The 21,749-nt window shown below is 70.8% G+C and carries 21 protein-coding genes; 18 read left to right on the top strand and 3 right to left on the bottom strand.

The window, feature by feature from the left end; genetic code table 11:
• Positions 1-42: 42 nt before the first annotated feature.
• Together DI269_RS04100 and DI269_RS27600 are read right to left on the bottom strand one after the other, a co-directional pair.
• Entirely contained in the window at positions 43-1,248 is a 1,206-nt protein-coding gene (locus DI269_RS04100; protein ID WP_112133857.1) for a L,D-transpeptidase, read from the bottom strand.
• Between the two features lie 77 nt (positions 1,249-1,325).
• On the bottom strand, positions 1,326-2,342 hold the full coding sequence (locus tag DI269_RS27600) for a hypothetical protein (RefSeq protein ID WP_198667128.1): 1,017 nt from the start codon (positions 2,340-2,342) through the stop codon (positions 1,326-1,328).
• Between the two features lie 237 nt (positions 2,343-2,579).
• Here DI269_RS27600 and DI269_RS04110 point away from each other — a divergent pair, with 237 nt between their 5' ends.
• The 8 genes from DI269_RS04110 (at position 2,580) to murC (ending at position 12,368) form a co-directional block, all read left to right on the top strand.
• Complete coding sequence (locus DI269_RS04110; RefSeq protein ID WP_112133858.1) at positions 2,580-3,080, top strand: MarR family winged helix-turn-helix transcriptional regulator; 501 nt, start codon at positions 2,580-2,582, stop codon at positions 3,078-3,080.
• 73 nt (positions 3,081-3,153) lie between these two features.
• On the top strand, positions 3,154-4,656 hold the full coding sequence (locus DI269_RS04115) for a UDP-N-acetylmuramoyl-L-alanyl-D-glutamate--2,6-diaminopimelate ligase (protein ID WP_112133859.1): 1,503 nt from the start codon (positions 3,154-3,156) through the stop codon (positions 4,654-4,656).
• Positions 4,657-4,701: 45 nt separating this feature from the next.
• A complete protein-coding gene (locus DI269_RS04120) occupies positions 4,702-6,072 on the top strand; it encodes a UDP-N-acetylmuramoyl-tripeptide--D-alanyl-D-alanine ligase (protein ID WP_112133860.1) in 1,371 nt (456 codons plus the stop codon).
• Positions 6,069-7,196, top strand: coding sequence for a phospho-N-acetylmuramoyl-pentapeptide-transferase (gene mraY, locus DI269_RS04125; RefSeq protein ID WP_112133861.1), 1,128 nt, complete (start codon positions 6,069-6,071; stop codon positions 7,194-7,196). The genes DI269_RS04120 and mraY overlap by 4 nt, the downstream gene beginning before the upstream one ends.
• A 3-nt stretch (positions 7,197-7,199) precedes the next feature.
• The gene (gene murD, locus DI269_RS04130) at positions 7,200-8,564 is read left to right on the top strand and encodes a UDP-N-acetylmuramoyl-L-alanine--D-glutamate ligase (RefSeq protein ID WP_112133862.1); all 1,365 of its coding nucleotides are present in this window, start codon (positions 7,200-7,202) and stop codon (positions 8,562-8,564) included.
• Positions 8,561-9,847: a putative lipid II flippase FtsW gene (ftsW, locus tag DI269_RS04135; protein WP_232822608.1), complete on the top strand. Its 1,287-nt coding sequence runs from the start codon at positions 8,561-8,563 to the stop codon at positions 9,845-9,847. Before murD ends, ftsW begins: the two co-directional genes overlap by 4 nt.
• A gap of 2 nt (positions 9,848-9,849) precedes the next feature.
• Positions 9,850-10,962: a UDP-N-acetylglucosamine--N-acetylmuramyl-(pentapeptide) pyrophosphoryl-undecaprenol N-acetylglucosamine transferase gene (locus tag DI269_RS04140; protein WP_112133863.1), complete on the top strand. Its 1,113-nt coding sequence runs from the start codon at positions 9,850-9,852 to the stop codon at positions 10,960-10,962.
• The gene (gene murC / locus DI269_RS04145; RefSeq protein WP_112133864.1) at positions 10,959-12,368 is read left to right on the top strand and encodes a UDP-N-acetylmuramate--L-alanine ligase; all 1,410 of its coding nucleotides are present in this window, start codon (positions 10,959-10,961) and stop codon (positions 12,366-12,368) included. The genes DI269_RS04140 and murC overlap by 4 nt, the downstream gene beginning before the upstream one ends.
• 54 nt (positions 12,369-12,422) lie before the next feature.
• Here murC and DI269_RS04150 read toward each other — a convergent pair whose 3' ends face one another.
• Entirely contained in the window at positions 12,423-13,349 is a 927-nt protein-coding gene (locus DI269_RS04150; RefSeq protein ID WP_112133865.1) for a siderophore-interacting protein, read from the bottom strand.
• A gap of 96 nt (positions 13,350-13,445) precedes the next feature.
• On the opposite strand from DI269_RS04150, the gene DI269_RS04155 reads away from it, so the two are divergent.
• From DI269_RS04155 to DI269_RS04200, 10 genes are all read left to right on the top strand, one after another.
• Positions 13,446-14,180 (top strand): cell division protein FtsQ/DivIB, encoded by a 735-nt coding sequence (locus tag DI269_RS04155; RefSeq protein WP_112133866.1) that lies wholly within the window; start codon positions 13,446-13,448, stop codon positions 14,178-14,180.
• A gap of 76 nt (positions 14,181-14,256) precedes the next feature.
• Complete coding sequence (ftsZ, locus tag DI269_RS04160) at positions 14,257-15,366, top strand: cell division protein FtsZ (RefSeq protein ID WP_112133867.1); 1,110 nt, start codon at positions 14,257-14,259, stop codon at positions 15,364-15,366.
• Between the two features lie 88 nt (positions 15,367-15,454).
• Positions 15,455-16,168, top strand: a complete 714-nt coding sequence (locus DI269_RS04165) for a YggS family pyridoxal phosphate-dependent enzyme (protein WP_112133868.1) — start codon at positions 15,455-15,457, stop codon at positions 16,166-16,168.
• 139 nt (positions 16,169-16,307) lie between these two features.
• Positions 16,308-16,883, top strand: coding sequence for a cell division protein SepF (locus tag DI269_RS04170; protein WP_112133869.1), 576 nt, complete (start codon positions 16,308-16,310; stop codon positions 16,881-16,883).
• Positions 16,884-16,905: 22 nt separating this feature from the next.
• Positions 16,906-17,199: a YggT family protein gene (locus DI269_RS04175; protein ID WP_112133870.1), complete on the top strand. Its 294-nt coding sequence runs from the start codon at positions 16,906-16,908 to the stop codon at positions 17,197-17,199.
• A gap of 82 nt (positions 17,200-17,281) precedes the next feature.
• Positions 17,282-18,238 carry a DivIVA domain-containing protein gene (locus DI269_RS28550; RefSeq protein WP_112133871.1) on the top strand — a complete coding sequence of 319 codons (957 nt, stop codon included), beginning with the start codon at positions 17,282-17,284 and terminating at the stop codon, positions 18,236-18,238.
• Between the two features lie 256 nt (positions 18,239-18,494).
• On the top strand, positions 18,495-19,109 hold the full coding sequence (locus DI269_RS04185; protein ID WP_112133872.1) for a hypothetical protein: 615 nt from the start codon (positions 18,495-18,497) through the stop codon (positions 19,107-19,109).
• A gap of 491 nt (positions 19,110-19,600) precedes the next feature.
• Positions 19,601-19,966 carry a TraR/DksA family transcriptional regulator gene (locus tag DI269_RS28965; protein WP_408612263.1) on the top strand — a complete coding sequence of 122 codons (366 nt, stop codon included), beginning with the start codon at positions 19,601-19,603 and terminating at the stop codon, positions 19,964-19,966.
• On the top strand, positions 19,939-20,583 hold the full coding sequence (gene lspA, locus DI269_RS04195; RefSeq protein WP_232822609.1) for a signal peptidase II: 645 nt from the start codon (positions 19,939-19,941) through the stop codon (positions 20,581-20,583). The genes DI269_RS28965 and lspA overlap by 28 nt, the downstream gene beginning before the upstream one ends.
• Positions 20,580-21,530, top strand: coding sequence for an RluA family pseudouridine synthase (locus tag DI269_RS04200; RefSeq protein ID WP_112133874.1), 951 nt, complete (start codon positions 20,580-20,582; stop codon positions 21,528-21,530). The genes lspA and DI269_RS04200 overlap by 4 nt, the downstream gene beginning before the upstream one ends.
• The last annotated feature ends 219 nt before the right edge of the window (positions 21,531-21,749 follow it).

Below are 21,749 nucleotides of genomic sequence, written 5' to 3' on the forward strand. Positions count from 1 at the left end.
CAAGGGCCCGGCGGCCTCCCGCCGGGCCCTTGCTCGTTCGCCTTAAGAGGCCAGGTACGACCCGGCCTTGAACGTCTCCCAGTCGAGCGACCAGCCGGTGAAGCCGTCCCCTTGGGGCACTTCGACGCCGGTGTTCTTGACGACGACCGGGTCGCCCCAGCGCACGAAGTTGTAGACCCACTCGCCCATCTCGTCGGAGACGTTGAGGCAGCCGTGGGAGCCGTTGGAGACGCCGAGGCGGTCGGCCGCCCACGGGGCGCCGTGGATGAACTGGCCCGAGAACGTCAGGCGCATCGCCCACTTCGCCTCGGTCTCGTAGTCGAACTGCTCGGAGGAGAAGGTCGCCTCCTCCTCGCGGCTCATGATGAGCATGGTGCCGGAGAAGGACCGGGTGTCGACCCCGTCGATCTCGTCGGCGCCCAGCGAGATCGGGATGGTCTGGACGATAGTGCCGTCCAGGTACGCCCGCATCTCCTTGGTGTCGTTGTCGGCCTCCAGCAGCCGCGCCTCGGCGTCGGTGGTGAAGGCCGTCTCCTGGTCGAACTCGCCGTACTTGCCGTCGCCGAGGTCGAGGCCGCCGAGCCCGAGGCGGACCGTGACCTGCGTGTTCGGCTGCCAGTACTCCTTGGTCCGGTATTCGAGCGCGCGCCCGGTGATCCAGTGCCACGCGCCCTCCTGCTGCGGTTCGGAGGCGACGAACAGGCGCCGCTCGACCGCGGGCCGCAGGTCCTCGGCGACCTCGTGGCCGGTGAACCGGAACGCGAGGATCGCGCCCTGCCCGACCGTGGAGTCCTGGCCCGGCAGGTAGTTCTCGATGCTCACGCGGTCGCCGGGGGAGGCGATGACGGTGAACGTGGAGGTCGCGGTGGCGACCAGGCCCGCCTCGTCGGCGGCGGTCACGGTCGCGGTGTACGTGCCCTCCCATTCGAGGGGGCTGGCGGGGACCCAGGTGGTCCCGTCGGGGTGCATCGCGCCTTCGACGGCCGCGCCGGAGGCGTCGGCCAGCGCGAACTCCTGGAACTCGCCGCTCTCGACGGTCCAGGCGATCTCGGTGGCGGCGGTCGCGTCGGCGGAGCCGTCGGCGGGGGTGATGGTCACCTTCGCGGCGCTCTGGGCCTCTTCGGAGGAGCCGTCTTCCGAGATGGTCCCGTCTTCCTTCGTGCAGGCCGCGGCGAGGCCGAGGGCGGCCGCAGAGCCGGCGGCGATGAACGTGCCGCGGCGTGTCAGAGAGGATCGTCCGAAGCTCATCGCCCCACGGTACACACGCCTGGCGAGTCCGTGTCCCCTGTGAACCTGTGAGCTTGGACCGCTCGGGGTTCGTGTGGTCAGGAGCGCATGCTCAGGTGGACGTGGTTGGTGTGGTCGGAGGACGGGTCGCCGTAGGCGCCGGAGTAGGAGCGCCAGCCTTCGCCGGGGAACCAGATCTGGCGGTACCAGATGACGTACTGGACGCCGAGGGCGTCGGAGTTCTCGATGAACCAGGCCGCGAGGTTCTGGCCGTAGTCGTAGTCCTCGCCGCCGGCGTCGCCGCCGAAGCCGCCGGCTTCGGAGGAGAAGTCGCAGGCCCGGCCCTTGGGGTGCTCGCCGGAGCCGGAGGGGCGGTAGCAGGAGACGAAGCGGGTGAAGCCGGCGATCTGGGCCTGTTCGAGGGCGTGGAGGGTGCGGGGGGTGAGGCAGCCGCCGGTGGTGGGGTCGTCTTCGGTGCAGCCGCCGCTGTCGCCTTGGAAGGGGTCGGCGGCGGGGGCGTCGGAGGCGGTGGGGCCGTCGGCGGCGTCGCCGCCGTTGGCGGCGAGTTCGCGGGCGGCCTCGTCTCGGGCGTCTTCGAGTTCGTCGGCGACGTCGGCCTGTTCGGCGATGTTGTCGTCGAGGGTCTGCTGGAGGGCCTCGATCTCCTGGAGGCGCAGGACGATCTCGTTGTAGCGGTCGGCGCGCGATTCGCCGAGGAACTGGAGGAGTTCCATGGCGGCGATGGCGTCCTGGGGGTCGCCGGAGGAGAGGAGTGCGGCGGTGGACTGGAAGTCGGAGGTGGTGGAGGCGACGTACGCGAAATCGTCGAGTTCGACCTGGAGTGCGGCCTGCTCCTCGGTGGAGGAGGCGAGTTCGTTGGCGAGGTCCTCTTCCTGCTGCTCCAGGGCGGCGAGTTCGTCGCGGGCGTTGAGGTAGTCCTCGATGGCCTGGCTGAGCTCGGCGGAGGCGCCCTCCTCTTCCTCCTGCGCGTTGGACTGCGAGGCGGGGGAGACCAGGAACACGACGGCCGCGACGGCGGCGACGGGGAAGGTGAGCAGTCGCTTCGCTCCGCGGAAGGGGCGGGCGGCGCTCCTGGCGATGGTTCCGGCGTTCAAGGCGTGCGGTCCTTCGGGTGCTCGTGGCCGAGGGGGCCTTTGGTCGGGCCCCAGCCTAGAACGGGAGGATTCTTCGGCCTGAACCGGGCCAGGGGGCATAACCGCTGGTGGCCGCCGAGTCACCGGTTTGTGGCGTCGCCTACTTCAGTACCGTGCGGGGTCTCACCTGCTGATAGGATTGTTCGAAATTGAACCAGCCTCGCGGCTGGTGACGGGCGCGACGAGAGGAGGAGCGGGATGGGCGCGGGCGATTTCGAGAGCCGCTGGCTCCGACCCGACGTGAACGCCGTCTGGACCCGGTTCCTCCAGGTCACGCACCGCCTGGAGCACCAGATCGACCGGCGCCTCCAGGGCAACCACGGGATCACCCACACGCAGTACGAGATCCTGGTGCGCCTCGCCGACGGCGAGGAGCAGGCCATGCGCATGAGCGACCTGGCCGACGTCATCGTCACCGCCAAGAGCGCGGTCACCTACCAGGTCAACAAGCTCTCCGAGATGGGCCTGGTCGAGCGGCACAAGTGCGACAGCGACAACCGCGGCACCTGGGTGAAGCTGACCCCGGCCGGGCTGGAGCGCCTGGAGCAGGCGGCGCCGTGCATCCTCTCGCTCGTGCGCGAGCTGTTCCTCGACGACCTCAACTGCGACCAGTCCGCGGAGCTCGACAAGCTCCTCGGGACGTGGTCGGACAACCTCGACGAGCACGACCGCAACCCGGTCCACCGCCCCGACCACTGACCTCCAAGACCCCGTTCGGTTCCCCGGGCGGTGTACGGCCTGCGGACGGTCGGTGCCGGTGTAGGGTCAGGCCGTGCCGACCTTTCCACGTCCCCACCAGACCGTCCCGTACCGATTGGACGGCCTCGCCGACCTCCTGCCCGGAGCCGGGGACCTGGATCTGGCGGTCACCGGCGTCAGCCTCGCCGCCGCCGCTGTCGAGCCGGGCGACCTGTTCGCGGCCCTCCCCGGATCCAACCGGCACGGCGCCGAGTTCACCGCCCAGGCCGTCGAGCGCGGCGCGGTCGCGGTCCTCACCGACGCCCGCGGCGCCGAACTCGTCGGCGGCCTCCTGCCGGTCCTGACCGCCGACGATCCGCGCACGCTCACCGGCGAGGTCGCCGCCCGCGTCTGGGGCCGGCCCTCCGAGCGCCTCAACCTCATCGGCATCACCGGCACGAACGGCAAGACCTCCACCGCGTACCTCGTGGAGGCCGCCCTCGCCCACGCCGGGCGCACCACCGGCATCATCGGCACCGTCGAGACCCGCATCGCCGGGGACCGCATCGAGTCCGAGCGCACCACCCCCGAGGCCCCCGAGCTCCAGGCGCTCCTGGCGGCCGCCGTCGAGCGCGGCGTCACCGACGTGGTCATGGAGGTCTCCAGCCACGCGCTCGTCCTCGGCCGTGTCGAAGGCTGCCGCTTCAAGGCCGCCGGGTTCACCATGTTCGGCACCGACCACCTCGACTTCCACAAGGACCTCGACGACTACTTCGCGGCCAAGGCCCGCCTCTTCGACGGCCGCGCCGAGATCGAGATCCTGAACGCCGACGACGCCCGCGTCGCCACCCTCGCCGACGGCGTGAACCGCACCTTCTCCTTCCGCGACCCCACCGCCGACTACTACGCCCACGACATCGCCGGCGACGGCTTCACCCAGACGTTCCACCTCAGCGGCCCCTTCGGCAAGGGCGACGGGCGGGTCAACATGCCCGGGCGGCACAACGTCGCCAACGCCGTCCTCGCCGTCGCCCTCCTCGAAGCGGTCGGCCTCGACACCGACACCGCGCTCGCGGGCGTCGCCTCCTGCACCGGCGTGCCGGGCCGCATGGAGCTCGTCTCCGGCGATTCGCCCGTGCGCGGCGTCGTCGACTACGCCCACAAGCCCGAGGCGATCACCGCGGTCCTCGCCGCGCTCCGCGAGTCCACCCCCGGCAGAGTCATCGCGATCCTCGGCGCCGGAGGCGACCGGGACCGGTCCAAGCGCCCGCTCATGGGCGCGGCCGCCGCGGCCGCCGCCGACCTGGTCATCGTCACCGACGACAACCCGCGCACCGAGGACCCCGCACGCATCCGGGACGAGGTGGCCGCCGCCGTCCAGGGCGTGCCCTGCCGTAATATTCCGGGACGGGAGCCCGCCGTCCGGGAGGCCGCCGCCCTGGCCGCGCCCGGTGACGCCATCGCCCTGCTCGGCAAGGGCCACGAGACGTACACCGAGACCGCCGACGGCCCGGTGGCGAGCGACGACCGCGTGCTCCTGGCCCGCGCGCTCACCGACGCGGGATGGGTGAAACCGGCGCCGCACGCTGAAGCGTGATAGTCCGACAAGCATGACCTCACAACAGCAGGAGGAGTCCGCCGCGTGATCCCCATGAGCCTGGCCCAGGTCGCCGCCGTCACCGGCGGCAAGCTCAGCGAGACGGCCGACCCGCAGGCCCTCGTCACCGGCGGGGTCGAGTACGACTCCCGCAAGGCCGGGCCCGGCGGCCTCTTCCTCGCGATCCCCGGCGCCAAGGCCGACGGCCACGACTTCGCCGCCAAGGCCCACGCCCAGGGCGCGGTCGCGACCATCGCGACCCGCCCGATCGACTCGCCCGCGGTCTACGTCGACGACGCCATCGCGGCGCTCACCCTGCTCGCCAAGCACGTCGCCTCGGTCGCGAAGGCCCGCATCATCGGCGTCACCGGCTCCAACGGCAAGACCTCCACCAAGGACCTCATCGGCCAGCTGTGCGCCCGCCTGGGCCCCACGGTCGCCACCGAGGCCAACTTCAACAACGAGCTCGGCCACCCGTACACGGTCTGCCGCGTCGAACCCGACACCGAGTACCTGGTCCTCGAACTCGCCGCCCGCGGACTCGGCCACATCACGCAGCTGTGCGAGATCGCCCCGCCGACCATCGGCGTGGTCCTCAACGTCGGCATCTCCCACCTCGACGGCTTCGGGTCCATCGAGACCACCGCGAAGGCCAAGTCCGAACTGCCGCGGTTCATCGGCGCCGACGGTTCCGTCCTCCTCAACGCCGACGACCCGCGCGTCGCCGCCATGGCCGACGTGACCAGCGCTTCCGTTGCGCGGTACGGCATCCGCGAGGACGCCGAGATCCGCGCCGCCGACATCGACCCCCGCGACGGCCGCCACGCCTTCACCCTCGTCACCCCCGCCGGCGCCGCCCGCGTCGAGCTCAACCTCTGGGGCGACCACCACGTCTACAACGCGCTCGCCGCGGCCGGGGTCCTGTGGAAGCTCGGCGCGGCCCCCGACGAGATCGCCGCGGGCCTCGGCGAGGCCGGGCGCCTCTCCGAGCGCCGCATGGACGTCTTCACCCGCCCCGACGGCACCGTCGTCATCGACGACTCCTACAACGCCAACCCCGCCTCGATGGGCGCGGCCGTCCGCGCCCTCGGGCAGCTCCCGACCGGGGGCCGCCGCATCGCGGTCCTCGGACTCATGGCCGACCTCCAGGAACTCGAAGAGGAATGCCACCGGCGCCTCGGCGAGCAGGCCCGCGACGCCGGCGTCGACGAGATCATCGCCGTCGGCGACGGCACCCAACCCATCATCGACGGTGCCGACGGCGTCACCGCCACCCATGTCCCCGATCAAGCCGCGGCCATCGCGCTGCTCGAAAACCGGCTGCGCCCCGGCGACGCCGTCCTGGTGAAGGGCTCCCGCTACCGGACCTGGGACGTCGCCGACCACTTGCGCGCCAAGGAGGAAACCGACCAGTGAGAGCAGTCATCGTCGCCGCGTTCGTGGCGTTCGCGCTCACCATGGCGCTGACGCCCCTCGCGGCCAAGCTGTTCCGCCGCCTCAAGGCCGGACAGCCCATCCGCTCCGACGGACCCCAGACCCACCTCGCCAAGGCCGGCACCCCCACCATGGGCGGCGTCGTCTTCATCTTCACGACCGTGCTCGCCTACGTCTCGGGCCACCTCGTCCTCATGGCCCTGCCCGAAGCGGTCGGCGGCGTCACCTTCAACCGCCCCACCGGCTTCACCGCCACCGGCATCGTCCTCATCGGACTGTTCGTCTCCTGCGGGTTCGTCGGCTTCATCGACGACTGGCTCAAGATCCGCCGCAAGCACTCCGGCGGCATCTCCGGACGCGCCAAGGTCATCGGCCTCACCATCGCCGCCATCATCTTCGGCCTCGTCGCGGTCTACTACACCGGCTCGATCGACTCGCCCGACATCTCCGAGACCGTCGCGACCCCCTTCGTCTCGCTCTCCGGCAGCACCGGCGCCTTCAACGTCACCGAGATCGGCATGGTCGTCGTGATCGTGCTCCTGGTCAACGCCACCGCCAACGGCGTCAACCTCACCGACGGCCTCGACGGCCTCGCCACCGGCGCCTCCATGATGGCGTTCATGGCGTTCCTCATCATCGGCTTCTGGGAGTACCGCCACTGGTGCGGCGGCGCCCAGCCCGCCGACAACCTCTGCTACGACGTCCGCGACCCCCTGGAGATCGCCCTCATCGCCGGGGCCGCCGCCGGGGCCATGTTCGGCTTCCTGTGGTGGAACACCTCGCCCGCCCAGATCTTCATGGGCGACTCCGGGTCGCTCAGCCTCGGCGCGCTCATCGCCGGACTCGCCATCGCCTCCAAGACGATCCTGCTGCTGCCCATCGTCGGCGCGCTCTTCGTCATCACCACCGCCAGCGTCATGATCCAGGTGACCTCGTTCAAGCTCACCGGCAGGCGCGTGTTCCGCATGTCGCCGATCCAGCACCACTTCGAACTCGCCGGCTGGTCCGAGGTGACCATCGTCGTCCGGTTCTGGATCATCGCCGGCATCGGCGTCGCCATCGCCCTCGGCTTCTTCTTCGCCGACTTCCTGCGGATCGCGGGGTAACCGGTGGCGGCCATAGCCAGCTCCGTCCTCGTCGCGGGCGCCCGCGTCGCCGGCACCGCCTGCGCCGAGGTCCTCCTCGACCGCGGCGCCGCGGTCACCGTGTACGACCGCGACGACTCCGAACGGCTCCAGGCGCTCGCGGCCCGCGGCGCGCGGACCGCCCACGGCGACTTCGACCCCGCCCTCCTCGACGGGATCGAGCAGGTCCTCCTGTCGCCCGGCTTCGCCCCGCACCACCCGATCGCCGCGGCCGCCCGCGCGGCCGGGATCGAGACGTTCTCCGAACCCGAGCTCGCCTGGCGCCTGCGCGAAAGCGGGGCCGCGATCTGGCTGGCCGTCACCGGCACCAACGGCAAGACCACCACCACGACCATGCTCGCCGCGATGCTCAAAGCCGGGGGCCTGCGCACCGCGGCCCTCGGCAACATCGGCGTCCCGCTCGTCCAGGCCGCCAACGGCCCCTACGACGCGATCGCCGTCGAGCTCTCCAGCTACCAGCTCCACTGGTCCTCCGAGCTCGCGCCCACGGCCGGGGTCGTCCTCAACCTCGCCCCCGACCACCTCGACTGGCACGGGAGCTTCGACGCCTACGCCGAGGCCAAGGCCGCGGTGTGGCGCGGCGGGCAGGCCGTCGTCAACCTCGACGACCCCGCGGTCGTCGCCCTCGCCAAGCACACCGAAGCGCACGTCACCGGCTTCACCCTGAACCAGCCCGACCCGGGCCAGTTCGGGGTGGCCCTCGGCTACCTCGTCGACTTCACCGGCGCCGAGCCGGTGCAGATCTGCTCGGTCGACCTCGTGCGCCCCGCCGGGTGGCACAACGTCGCCAACGCGCTCGCCGCCGCCGCGCTCGCCCGTCAGGCCGGCGTCTCGCACGCCGACATCGCCGAGGCGATCCGTACCTACGTGCCTGAGCCGCACCGCAACGTGGCCTTCGCCGAACACGGCGGCGTCACCTGGGTCGACGACTCCAAGGCCACCAACCCGCACGCGGCCGCGGCCGCGCTCGCGGCCTACGACTCGGTCGTGTGGGTCGCGGGCGGCCAGCTCAAGGGCGTCGACGTCGACGGCCTCGTCGCCGACTACGCCCACAAGATGCGCGCGGCCGTCCTCATCGGACAGGACCGGGCCGAGATCGCCGAAGCGCTCGCGCGACACGCCCCCGACCTCCCCGTCGCCGTCCTCGACGGCGGCGACGATGCGGTCATGACCGACGTCGCCGCCCGCGCCGCGCAGTACGCGCGGCCGGGGGACACCGTGCTGCTGTCGCCCGCCGCGGCCTCCTACGACATGTTCCGCTCCTACGCCCACCGCGGCGACGCGTTCGCGGACGCGGTGAGGGAGCTCCTCGGGGAGGTCGACGGGTGAGAAGCGGGTTCACCGAGATGCTCCGCGGCCTCCTCGACCGGCCGCTCGCCTCGTACTACCTGCTGCTCTCCTCCGCCGGGCTCCTGCTCACCATCGGCCTGGTGATGGTCTTCTCCGCCACCATGGTCGAGTCCTACGAGGCCACCGGCAACGCGTTCGCGGTCATCCTCCAGCAGGTCATCTGGGCCGTCGTCGGCCTGATCTGCTTCTGGATCGCCCAGCGGCTCCCGGCCCGCACCTACCGGTCGGTCTCGCGCCCGCTGCTGGTGATCGCGATCCTGCTGGGCCTGTTCCTGGTCGTCATGTCGATCCGCGACAAGCAGCTGGAGGCCTCCGGGGCCGACGCCTCGGGCCTGGCCACCGACAACCTGTGGATCCACATCGGACCGGTCCAGTTCCAGCCCGCCGAGGTCGCCAAGTTCGCGCTCCTGCTGTGGGCCGCGGACTCGCTGGTGCGCCTGGGCCCGCGCATCGCGTCCTGGCGCGACCTCGCGATCCCCATGTTCCCCATCGCCGGCCTGCTGATGATCATCATCGGCTACGCCGACCTGGGGACGATGCTCATCATCGTCGCGATGTTCATCGGCCTCCTGTGGGCCTCGGGCGTGCCGTTGCGCATCCTCGGGGTGCTGTTCGGCATCGCCCTGGTCGGCTCGGCCCTCCTCATCGCGTTCGAGGGCTACCGCATGGAGCGCATCATCTCGTTCTCGCGCCCCGAGGACTTCGCCGACACCTGGGGCTACCAGGCCATCCAGGGCTACTACGCGATCGCCGACGGCGGTTGGTTCGGCCTCGGCCTCGGCGAGAGCCGCCAGAAGTGGGACTGGCTGCCCAACGGCCACAACGACTTCATCTTCGCGCTCATCGCCGAGGAGCTCGGCGTCGTCGGCTGCCTGGTGATCCTCGCGCTGTTCGCCGTCCTCGTCTACACCGGCTTCCGCATCGCGCGCCGCTCCGACGACGCGTTCCGGTCGCTCGTGGCCGCGGGCGTCACGATCTGGATCGCCGGGCAGGCGTTCATCAACATCGGCGGCGTCCTCGGCCTCATCCCCATGACCGGCGTCCCGCTCCCGTTCATCTCCGACGGCGGCACCGCACTCGTCGTGGTCCTCGCCGCGGTCGGGATGCTCGCCGGGTTCGCGCGTGCCGAACCCGACGCCGCCCAGGCGCTGCGGGCGCGCAACCCCTCCCGTCTCGTACGCTTGCTGTGGGCCCCCCTGCCGCCCGCTCCCCGCTCGGAATCCGATTCCGAGTCCCCGAGTCCCACGACCAGAAAGAAATGACGTTGGCTCAACTGCGATCGGTCGTCCTCGCCGGCGGCGGCACCGGCGGCCACATCTACCCGCTCCTGGCCTACGCCGACTGCCTGCGCCGCCACGACCCCCACGTGCGCGTCACCTGCCTCGGCACCGAGAAGGGCCTGGAGAACGAGCTCATCCCCAAGGCCGGGTACGACCTCCGCAACGTCCCCGCGCACCAGCTGCCGCGCAAGGTCAACCTCGACCTCCTCCTGACCGCGCCGCGCATGCTCAAGGCCATGAAGGCCACCCGCGACATCCTCGACGAGGTCCAGGCCGACGTCGTGGTCGGCTTCGGCGGCTACGTCGCCGTCCCCGCCTACCTCGCCGCCTGGCGCCGCAAGACCGCCATGGTCATCTTCGAGTTCAACGACCCGCCCGGGGTCGCCAACAAGATGGCCCTCAAGTTCAGCGACAACCTCGCGCTCGGCTTCCCGCACCTGCCGCAGGCCTCGCCGCTGCTCGCCGACGGCACCATCACCGGCGTCCCGCTGCGCCCGGCCATCGCGCACCTCGACCGCAACGCCATGCGGGCCCAGGCCTGCCAGTACTTCGGGCTCGACCCGCGCCGGCCCGTCCTGTTCGTGTACGGCGGCTCCCAGGGCGCGGCCTCGATCAACAACGCCGTCTCCGGTGCGGCCCAGATGCTCTCGCACCGCGGCGTCCAGGTCCTCCACATCACCGGCGCCCGCCGCGACGAGCCCATCCACATCCCCGAGGGCCTGCCCGTCCCGTACCGGACGCTCCCGTACCTCGACCGCATGGACCTCGGCTACGCCGCCGCCGACATGGTCCTGGCCCGCGGCGGCTCCATGACCGTCGCCGAGGTCTCGGCGCTCGGCATCCCGACCGTGTTCGTCCCCATGCCGTGGGGCAACAAGGAGCAGTACCGCAACGCCGGGCCGGTCGTCGCCGCCGGCGGCGCGATGTTCTGCGACGACGAGAACCTCAGCCCCGGCTGGATCGCCGAGAACCTCATCCCGGTCATCACCGACCGCAACCGCGTCCTCCAGATGTCGCAGGCCGCGGCCGCCTTCGGCTCCCGCACCGGCGACGAGGCGCTCCGCAACTACACGCTGAAGGTGGTCTCAGAGGCATGAGCGATCCCAACGACCTGACCAGCCCCATCGACGAGGGCGTCACCGCCGAGGACCTCGGGCACGTGCTCTTCATCGGCGTCGGCGGCGTCGGCATGAACGGCCTCACCCGCCTCTACGCCACCCGCGGGCTCCCCGTCTCCGGCTCCGAGCTGAAAGACTGGCCCTCGCTGCCCGAGCTGGAGCGCCACGGCGTCGTGATCCACCGCGAGCACACCGCGTCGAACCTCGACGGGATCGACACCGTGGTGCGTTCCACCGCGCACAACGACGAGCACCTCGAAGTCGCCGAGGCCCGCCGCCGCGGCATCCGCGTCTACCACCGCTCCGAGGCCCTCGCCGCCGCCATGACCGGCCGCCGCTCCGTCGTCGTCACCGGCACCCACGGCAAGACCACCACCACCGCGATCATCACGCAGATGCTCGAACACGCCGGACTCGCACCGTCCTATGTGAACGGCGGCGAGAACATCGGCGCGTTCACCGGCGCCCACGGCTCCGGCGACCTCTTCGTCGCCGAGGCCGACGAGTCCGACCGGTCCTTCCTGCGCTACCGGCCCGAGGTCGGCATCGTCACCAACATCGACGTGGACCACCTGAACACCTACGGCGACATGGAATCCCTCACCGAGGCGTTCGAGCGGTTCTGCCGCAACACCGACAAGGACGGCCTGCTCGTCCTGTGCGCCGACAACCCCGGCACCCTCGGCCTCGCCAGGAAGCTCCGCGCCGAGGGCCGCACGGTCGCCACCTACGGCTTCAGCGACGGCGCCGACGTCCAGCTCGGCGACGTCGAGTCCTCGGTCGACGGCGTCGACTACACGGTCCTCTACGAGAACCAGGTCCTCGGCCGCTTCCACCTGCCCATGCCCGGCAGGCACATCGCCCTCAACTCCACCGCCGCGGTCGCCGTCGGCCTGTACCTCGGCCTCGAACCCGAGGACATCGCCGCCGGCATCGCCGCCTTCGGAGGCGTCAAGCGCCGCTTCGAGAAGCGAGGCGAGATCGACGGTTACGCGGTCTTCGACGAGTACGCCTACCACCCGACTGCGATGACCGAGGCCGTCAAGACCCTTAAGGAGGTCGCCGGCGACGGGAACCTCGTCGTGGTCTTCCAGCCCTACCGCGTCTACCGCACCATCGCCATGCGCGACGAGATCGCCGAGGCGCTCTCCCTCGCCGACAAGGTCGTCGTCATGGAGATCTTCGGCCCCGGCGAGCCCATCCCCGAAGGCGAAGGCGGCCAGGCGCTCCTGGACGCCATTGCGCTCCCCGACTCCGACAAGGCCTTCGTCGCCGAATGGGACGACGTCCCCGCCGCCGTCAAGGCCCTCGCCGCCCGCGGCGACGTCGTGGTCACCATGGGCGCCCCGCCCGTCTCCCTCATGCCGGACGACCTCCTGCGCTGACGGACGCGAAACGGCCCGCGCCGGAAGGCGCGGGCCGCTTCGGCGAGCCTTGATTCAGTCCCAGGGCATCCCGTTGCGCCAGTAGCCCATGAAGGCCCCCGACTCCTTCGGCAGGCCCAGTTCCTTGCGGATGGTGAAGCGGAGGGTCTTGACCACGCCGGTCTCGGCCGCGATCCACACGTAGGCGCCGCCGGAGGCGGCCTCCTGCGGTGCATCCCAGATCATCTCCTCGCCGGTCTCCTCGAACTCCCCGCCCGCGGCGAAGTCCATGGCGCGGGCGGCGTCGGTGACGGCCGGGACGAGGCGGTCGCCCCACACCGCGCCCTCGCGCGGCAGCCAGTGCACCGCGACGTCCGCGGGGGCGTCCAGGTCCAGGACGTCGGCGGCGGTGGGCACTTCGACGAAGACGTGGCCGCGCGCGGTGACCGGGAGGTCCTCCAGGATCGCGGCGATCGCCGGGGTCGCGGTCTCGTCGCCCGCGATCAAGAGTTCGGCCCCTTCGGGCGCATGGAAGTCGACGCCGCCGTGCGGGCCGTCGAAGCGCGCGTCGGGGCCCAGCAGCAGGAGCTCGTCGCCGACCGCGGCGGTCTGGAGCCACCGCAGCGCCGGGCCGCAGTGCTCGTTCGCCCCGGCCTCGTGGATCACCATGTCGACGTCGACCTCGCCGAGCTCGGGCCGGACGGCCCGCACGGTGTAGGTGCGGACGCCGCACTGCTCCTGCTCGGGCAGGGCCCGCAGCTCGGAGTACCAGCGCTCCGTGCGCGGCATCTTGTCGAAGCCGCACGCCGGGGCCGGGAAGATCAGCTTGAACCGCTGGTCGAATCCGTTGTCCGCGAAGTGCGCCAGGGTCTCGCCGGCGAAGGTCACCCGGACGAACGCCGGACTGAGGCGCCGCAGCGCCCGCACCTCGGCGGGGAACAGGTCGAACGCCCTGACGGTCTGCTCTGCCGCCGCGGTCTGTGCCTGGGTCTGCGTCGCCACGCGCCGCCCCTCCTCAAGGTTTAGGTTTGCCTAACCTTAGCCGACGCCGCGGCGTGCCGCCACCGCCAAGTGGCCCGCCCGTGCCATGATCGACCCATGCGCGGCTCCGACAATCCGACCGAGCCCGGTCCCTGGCGGCTCGTCCACGTGGTGCGCCGGGGCCTTCCCAACAAGCGCCTGCGGTTCGCCGTCGTCGGCGCCCTCGCCCTGCTCCTGATCGTCTTCACGGTCCTGTGGACCGTGCCGTGGTTCGAGGTGCAGCGGATCGAGGTCGCCGGGACCGCCGTGCTCGACCCCGCCGAGGTCCAGGCGCTCGGCCAAGGGGCCCTTGGGGACCCGCTGCTCGGGGCCGACCTCGACGCGCTCGCGTCCGCGGTGGCGGCCCTCGCGCCGGTGAAATCGGTGGACGTCACCCGCTCGTGGCCGGACGCGCTCCGGGTGGACGTCACCGAGCGAAAGCCGTATATGGCCGTTCCCACCGGAGAAGAGACTTTTCTCATGGTGGACTCCGAAGGTGTGGCATTCGACGAGTCGGATTCGTCTTCCGGTACTCAGTGGATCGTCGAAATCGACGATCCGTCACCGGACGACCTCGCCACCGTCGAGACCCTCGCGGTGCTCGAATCGCTCCCCGCGAGCCTCGCCGACGAGGTCGAACACGTGGAATCGCCGTCCCCCGCGGGGGTCACCCTGTTCCTCGAAGGTGGACGGACGGTGACGTGGGGCGACGGCTCCGAAGGCGACCAGAAGGCCGAGGTGGTCGATCGATTGCTCGCGGTCGGGTACGAACATGTCGATGTCAGCGCACCAGATGCCCCCACTGTGAGTTAGCGTTAAGGGGAGCGGGTGTGCGTGCACATCCCGTTCGTCGCACCCAGGGCCGCGAAGGGGAAGGAAGGCAGCCGCGATGACACCACCGCACAACTACCTCGCCGTCATCAAAGTCGTAGGAGTCGGAGGCGGCGGCGTCAATGCTGTCAACCGGATGATCGAGGCGGGCCTCAAGGGCGTCGAGTTCATCGCCATCAACACCGACGCCCAGGCGCTCTTGATGAGCGACGCCGACGTGAAGCTCGACGTCGGCCGGGAACTGACGCGCGGCCTCGGCGCCGGCGCGAATCCCGAAGTGGGCGCGAAGGCCTGCGAAGACCACCGCGACGAGATCGAGGAGGTCCTCAAGGGAGCCGACATGGTCTTCGTGACCTGCGGTGAGGGCGGCGGCACCGGCACCGGCGGCGCCCCCGTCATCGCGAACATCGCCCGCAAGCTCGGCGCGCTCACGATCGGCGTGGTCACCCGGCCGTTCGCCTTCGAGGGCAAGCGCCGCCAGACCCAGGCCGTGTCGGGAATAGAGGATCTGCGCAACGAGTGCGACACGCTGATCGTCATCCCCAACGACCGGCTGCTCCACCTCGGCGACCGCTCCATCTCCATGATGGACGCCTTCCGCCTCGCCGACCAGGTGCTGCTCTCCGGTGTCCAGGGCATCACCGACCTGATCACCACGCCCGGCCTCATCAACCTCGACTTCGCCGACGTCAAGAGCGTCATGAGCGGCGCCGGTTCGGCGCTCATGGGCATCGGCTCGGCGCGCGGTGAGAACCGCGCGGTCGAGGCGGCGCGCGCGGCGATCGAGTCGCCTTTGCTGGAGCAGAGCATGGAGGGCGCGCGCGGCGTGCTCCTGTCGATCGCGGGCGGGTCGGACCTCGGCCTGTTCGAGATCAACGACGCGGCCGAGCTCGTCTCGGACTGCGCGCACACCGACGCGAACATCATCTTCGGCGCGGTCATCGACGACGCCCTCGGCGAAGAGGCCCGGGTGACCGTGATCGCCGCCGGCTTCGACGTGGAGGACACGGAGTTCGAACTGGCGCAGCCGACCCGGATCTCCGCCCTGCCCGAGCAGAAGCCGGAGCCGATCCGCGAGGCCAAGCCCGAACCGGAGCGCGACTCCGGCAACGGCAAGGTCCTCTTCGACGACGTCGACGTCCCCTCGTTCCTGAAAGAGGGCTTCTAGCGGCGGCGCTCCGTCGGGCCTCCCGAAGAGGACTCGGCGGAACGCCGCCCGCACGCCCCCGTACGCCACCCCACCGCCGAGGACCGCCTTGACCACAGATGCGCGCCGAACCGAGTTGCAGGACAACCTGAACCGGACGCGCGAGGCCGTCGCCGCCGCCTGCGCCGCCGCGGGCCGCACCCCCGGATCGGTCCGCCTCATCGCCGTCACCAAGACCTTCCCCGCCGCCGACGCCGCGACCCTCACCGAACTCGGCCAGGCCGACCTGGGGGAGAACCGCGACCAGGAGGCCGCCCCGAAGGCCGCCGAACTCGCCGCGCTCGGCCTGGAACCGGTGTGGCACTTCGTCGGACAGCTCCAGCGCAACAAGGCCCGCTCGGTCGCCGAGTACGCGCACTGGGTCCACTCGGTGGACCGCGCCCGGCTCGCGACCGCACTCGACGCCGCCGTCGCGGTGTCCTCCCACGGCCGCAACCTGAACGCGCTCATCCAGGTGAGCCTCGACGGCGACACCGCCCGCGGCGGAGCCACACTCGCGGAGGTCGAGGCGCTCGCCGAGCACATCGCCGCCGCGCGCTTCCTCGACCTCAAGGGCGTCATGGCCGTCGCGCCCCTCGGCTGGGAGCCCGCCAAAGCCTTTGCACTGCTCAATGAATGCTCGGAACTGGTGCGCCGGGTCGACCCGGCCGCCGTCGAGATCTCCGCGGGCATGAGCGGCGACTTCCGCGAGGCCGTGGCCTGCGGCGCCACAATGGTCAGACTCGGCAGAAACGTCCTCGGCGAACGTGAGGCGATGGCGTAAGGTATACGGCAGTAAAGGGATCTATGCCGCGGCCGTTCACTGATGAACCGCGGAAAAACACATCCGTGTAAGGAGTCGGCGCTAGGATGAGACCGCGTACCTGACTCAACAGGGGCGGCCCGAGGAGGGAGCACGATCGATGGGCGCGATGCGGAAGGCAGGCATCTGGCTCGGCCTCATCGAGGACGAGGAGGAGCGCGGCTACAACGGTTTCGAAGAGAGCGACGAGTTCGCCGAGGAGCCGGCGCCGACCCGCGTGCGCGGCTCGCAGCGGACCACCGGCCGGGTCGGCCGTCCCTCCGCTGCCGAGGAGCGCAGCCCCGTCCGCCAGCTCAACCGCGGCTCCGGTTCGGTCACCCCCCTGACGCGCGACAACCTCGCGCTCGCCGAGCCCGCCATGGTCCGGCCCGTCCCGGCCGAGGAGGAGTCCCACGCGAACTACCGCATCACGACCCTCCACCCGACCACGTACAACGAGGCGCGCACGATCGGCGAGCGCTACCGGGACGGCACGCCGGTCATCATGAACCTGTCGGAGATGGAGGAGGCCGACGCCAAGCGTCTGGTCGACTTCGCCGCGGGGCTGATCTTCGGCACCCGCGGATCGTTCGAGCGGGTGACCAACCGTGTGTTCCTCCTCTCCCCGCCCCACGTGCAGGTGACGGCGGAGGACAAGGCGAAGATCGCCGAGGGCGGGTTCTTCAACCAGTCGTGACCGGGCGGATAGACTCCGTACCGTGAACCTGGCACTCCAGCTCGTCTACTTGGCGCTCTTCGCGTTCTACCTGTTCCTACTGGCTCGCCTGGTGTGCAGCGTGGTGGTCCAGTTCTCCCGCCGCTGGGAGCCCGGCCCTCGGGCCGCGGCCCTGCTGGAGACGGTCTACAGCGTGACCGACCCTCCCCTGAAGGGGTTGAGGAAGGTGATACCCCCTCTCAGGCTTGGTACTGTATCGATTGATCTGGCGTTCCTGGCGCTGCTCCTGATCGTGTGGATCCTGATGGACTTCGTGATCGCGAGAAACATTTCTTAGCAGCTCCGGGCCGGGGTGCACGGCATGGTTATCGTGTCGAGTGCCCTTGTGCGCCAGGCGAACAGCTGAGAAGGAGTTTCGAATGCCGCTGACCCCAGCCGACGTTCACAACGTCACGTTCAAGAAACCCATGCTCGGAAAGCGCGGATACGACGAGGACGAGGTTGACGGCTTCCTCGACGAGGTCGAGCGCGAACTCGCTCGCCTCAGCGATGAGAACGGCGAACTTCGCGCCCAGCTCGACAGCCTCCGCGCCGGTGCTCCCCCCGGAGCCGCCGACCATGCCGAGATGGCCGCCGCACTCGACCGGGTGCAGCGGGAGAAGCACGCCATGGAGCAGCAGCTCCAGGAGCTCGACGGCGAGCTGCACGGGATGCACCAGGAGATGGTGGCCTCGCAGCAGCAGGCGCAGCAGCTCCAGCAGGAACTGGCCCAGCGCGGCCCCCAGCAGGACGCGTCCGCGCCCTCCGGGGCCGGCGGCGGCGAGCAGGAGGCCCTGCGCCTCCTCATGGTCGCCCAGCGCACCGCCGACGAGCACCTGGAGGACTCCCGCCGGGAGGCCGACACGCTCCTGAGCGAGGCGCAGCGCGAGGCCCAGTCGATGGTGTCCGAGGCGCAGCGCGAGTCGCAGACGATGCTGTCCCAGGCCCAGCGCGAGTCCAAGACCATGGTCACCGAGGCCCAGCGCGACGCCGACACGATGGTCACCGAGGCCCGCACGCAGGCCGAGGACCTGGTCGGCCAGGCCCGCGACAAGGCCGAGCGCATGGAGCTCGAAGCCGAGGAGGAGCGCCAGAAGGTCATCGGCCAGCTGGAGGAGTCCCGCACGTCGCTGCTCCACAACATCGAGGAGCTCAAGACCTTCGAGCGCGAGTACCGCACCCGCCTCAAGCTCTACCTCGAGAGCCAGCTCCGCGACCTGAACGGCCAGCAGGGCCGCACGCAGGACGAGGCCTTCGAGGAGGCCCAGCGCGAGTCCGGCGGCAACGAGCGGACCGGTTCCCGGTCGGCGTTCGTGATGCAGGGCGGCCGCGGCTGACCCTCCCCGCCTCCCGGGGAACGCATCCGTGCCGGGCAGGTGTCGCGCCGCGCGACATTGGCACGCCTGCGGGCATAACCTGAACGGGGATCGCCTCGTTATCCATGGGTGAGCGGGTGAGGGCGCCGGTGTTCTTCGGAACGCCAAGGCCGCCCTCACCACCTCCACCACCATGCGTTAACGACCCGCGGTCCCCTTTGGGGCCGCTCAGGACCGCGCGCGGGACCCGCTACCCGCGCGCAGGGGAGGACTCGACGTGATCGTCAGCAGCCTGCTGATCCTCGTCATTGCGGCGGTCTTGCTGGTCACTGGCATGATCACCGGAAACGACCAGTTGCTGGTCTCTTCGATCTCGGCGAGCCTCGCCGCCGGGGTCGCGCTCTACGTCGGCATCCGCGGGAGGGGCGCCAAGCGCCCTCGAATCGCCTCCCAGCGGACCGGCAGGTCGATCGCCGACGACGACACCCAGCAGTTCCGCCGGATCGGACTCGACGACACCCCGACCACCGAGCTGCCGCTCATCGAGGGCAAGGTCTTCGAGCCCACGGACTACGCCGTCGACCGCGACCCCGAGCTCCGCTTCGAGGAGCCGTCGCGCCAGGCCGCGAGCCACCGGGCCCCCGAGTCCCTGGCCGACGAGCCGACCGAGCAGCGCATGTCCAGCGTCGAGGCCGGCGGCCTCATGCGCCTGGACACCGAGGTCGCCGTCGTCGACGGACGGCCCCGCTTCCACCACTCCTCGTGCGCGCACCTCACCGGCCGCGAGCACGAGCCGCTGCCGGTCGCGGAGGCCCTGGAGCTCGGATTCACGCCGTGCGGCATGTGCGAGCCCGTCTCGCGCCTCCTCATGGCCCCTGTCGCCGGGCGGTGAACGCTGACGCTCCGTCCGGAGGCAAGTTCCCGAAGTAATTGACCTAGTTGCAGGTCTTGCGTATCCTGTGTGCTTAATTGCGCGGCAGGCCCCCGCCTCGGCGGGGCCTGGCGCGCATTGTCCTCGTCTCGACGGGGACGTCAGGAGTACGCCAACTCGGGAGCCGCGATGCCGAACACCCGACGCAGGGCTCAGCCCAGGCCCCGGCGTGCCCAGGCCCGACCGGAACCCGAGCCGACACACCCCTCCAGAGGCGCGTCATGAGCACAGCCAAGAAGACCCAGAAGTCCGCCGCGAAGAAGGCCGCCGTGAAGACGGCGGCGACGAAGAGCGCGGTCAAGCAGGCGCCCGCCAAGAAGGCCGCGGTGAAGAAGACCGCCGCGGCGACCGCAGAGACGCCGGCCAAGAAGACGGCGAAGAAAGCGGTCAAGAACGCCGTCAAGGCCGCCGCACCGGCCCCGGCGCCGGCCGCGCCGGAGGCCGACCACCAGCTGCGCACCGAGAGCGAGCAGGCCGAACTGCGGGTCGCCCTCAAGGAGCGGCTCGACGAGCTCGTCGCCGAGCAGCAGCGCTACAGCGACTCGATCGCCGTCGCCCAGCGCGAGCGCCTGAGCGACACCGCCGGGGACGACCAGATCGACTCCGGCTCCAAGACCGTCGAGCACGAGCACGAAGTGGCCGTGGCCGGGGCGATCTCCGAGCGCATCCGCCAGGTCAGCCACGCCCTCGAACGCCTCGACGAGGGCGGATACGGCTTCTGTGAGAAGTGCGGTAAACCCATCCCGGCGGCTCGGCTGGCCGCCTTCCCGTCGGCTACCCTCTGCGTCAGTTGCAAACAGCTGGAGGAGCGACGCTGAGCGAGGACACCCAGCCCGAGACCGCAGAAGGCCCCGGGCCCGACGAGACCACCCCCGAAGTCAAGCGCAGGAGGCCGGGCCTGACCCTGGCCGCCCTGCTCATAGCGGCCTTCGCGATCGGCCTGGACCAGTGGACGAAGTTCCTGGCCGAGGCCAACCTCGACCCGCAGGAGCCCGTCCGCATCCTCGGCGGCCTCGTCTACCTGAGCCTGACCTGGAACTCCGGTGCGGCCTTCAGCCTCGGCACCGGCTACACCTGGATCTTCACGATCGTCGCCTCGGCGGTCGTGGTCTTCCTGGTGTTCCTGTCGCGCCGGATCGCGTACCCCATGTGGGCGGTCGCCATCGGCCTCGTCCTCGGCGGCGCCGCCGGGAACCTCGTCGACCGCTACTTCCGCGACCCCGGCTTCGCCCACGGCCACGTCGTCGACTTCATCAGCGCCTTCAAGCCCTTCGGCGAGGCGTTCCCCATCTTCAACCTCGCCGACTCCGCCCTGTGCTGCGGCGTGGTCATCATCGTCCTGCTCGAACTCACCGGGCACGGGTTCTCGCCCGAATCCCGCAAGTCCGCCGCGGACGAGAAGGCCGCGAAGGCCGCCGGGGCCGAGGCCGCATGAGCGACGTCGCCGCCCGCCAGACCCGGTCCCTGCCGGTCCCCGAAGGCTTCGAGGGCCAGCGCATCGACCAGGTCGTCTCCCGCCTCCTCGGGCTCTCCCGCACCGTCGCGGCCGAGCTCGTCGCCGCCGGGGACGTCACCATCGACGGCGCGCCCTGCGCCACCAAGTCCGAGCGCGTCTCCGCGGGCGCCTGGCTGGAGGTCGTCCTCCCGCCGCCGCCCGAGGACGTGCGCGCCCGCATCGAGGAGCCCGTCGCGGGCCTCGACGTGGTCTTCGACGACGACGACATCGTGGTCGTCTCCAAGCCCGTCGGCGTCGCCGCCCACCCGAGCCCGGGCTGGACCGGCCCGACCGTCACCGGCGGCCTCGCCGCCGCCGGGTACCGGATCTCCAGCCACGGCCCCGACGAGCGCCAGGGCATCGTCCACCGCCTCGACGTCGGCACCTCCGGCCTCATGGTCGTCGCCAAGAGCGAGGTCGCCTATTCGGAACTCAAGCGCGCCTTCAAGGAACGCAGAGTGGCGAAGCGGTACCGGGCCGTCGCCCAAGGCCACCCCGACCCGCTCTCGGGCACCATCGACGCCCCCATCGGACGCCACCCGCGCCACGACTACAAGTGGGCCGTCGTCGCCGACGGCAAGCCCAGCGTCACCCACTACGACACGATCGAGGTCTTCCCCGGCGCGTCCCTGATGGACCTCGGCCTGGAGACCGGCCGGACCCACCAGATCCGCGTCCACTTCTCCGCGCTCGGCCACCCGCTCGCGGGCGACCTGACCTACGGCGCCGACCCCGTGATGGCCGAGAAACTGGGCCTGACCAGGCAATGGCTGCACGCGTACCGCCTCGAATTCGTGCACCCCGGCACCGGTCGGACCGTCACCTTCACGAGTGATTACCCGGACGACCTCGAAACCGCGCTGGCGCGGTTGCGAGCGGACCAATAGGAAGCCACTAGACTGGTTCCAGGTGCCCGCCGCACCGTCGGGGCGGGCGTAACGCACGCCTCACCCCCGGGCCCGAACGGCCCGCGATTCGCAACGGGCCTTGAGGAATCGTTGTGTTCTAATAGTCGCGGGTGGTAATGGTGTCCGGTCGGGACGGCGAGGGATCGCGAGCCGCTGTGCTCGTGGACCGACCACCGCATCGGTCGAGAGGAGGTCGCA

This window comes from Glycomyces dulcitolivorans, assembly GCF_003265355.1.
GTDB classification, from domain to species: Bacteria; Actinomycetota; Actinomycetes; order Mycobacteriales; family Micromonosporaceae; genus Glycomyces; species Glycomyces dulcitolivorans.

Excerpts from the sequence above, each read along its gene's own strand:
- DI269_RS04200 (WP_112133874.1), top strand. The coding sequence starts at position 20,580 with ATGAGCGACGTCGCCGCCCGCCAGACCCGGTCCCTGCCGGTCCCCGAA.
- murC (WP_112133864.1), top strand. The coding sequence starts at position 10,959 with ATGAGCGATCCCAACGACCTGACCAGCCCCATCGACGAGGGCGTCACC.
- DI269_RS04170 (WP_112133869.1), top strand. The coding sequence starts at position 16,308 with ATGGGCGCGATGCGGAAGGCAGGCATCTGGCTCGGCCTCATCGAGGAC.
- DI269_RS04155 (WP_112133866.1), top strand. The coding sequence starts at position 13,446 with ATGCGCGGCTCCGACAATCCGACCGAGCCCGGTCCCTGGCGGCTCGTC.
- DI269_RS28550 (WP_112133871.1), top strand. The coding sequence starts at position 17,282 with ATGCCGCTGACCCCAGCCGACGTTCACAACGTCACGTTCAAGAAACCC.
- DI269_RS04100 (WP_112133857.1), bottom strand. The coding sequence starts at position 1,248 with ATGAGCTTCGGACGATCCTCTCTGACACGCCGCGGCACGTTCATCGCC.
- ftsZ (WP_112133867.1), top strand. The coding sequence starts at position 14,257 with ATGACACCACCGCACAACTACCTCGCCGTCATCAAAGTCGTAGGAGTC.
- DI269_RS04110 (WP_112133858.1), top strand. The coding sequence starts at position 2,580 with ATGGGCGCGGGCGATTTCGAGAGCCGCTGGCTCCGACCCGACGTGAAC.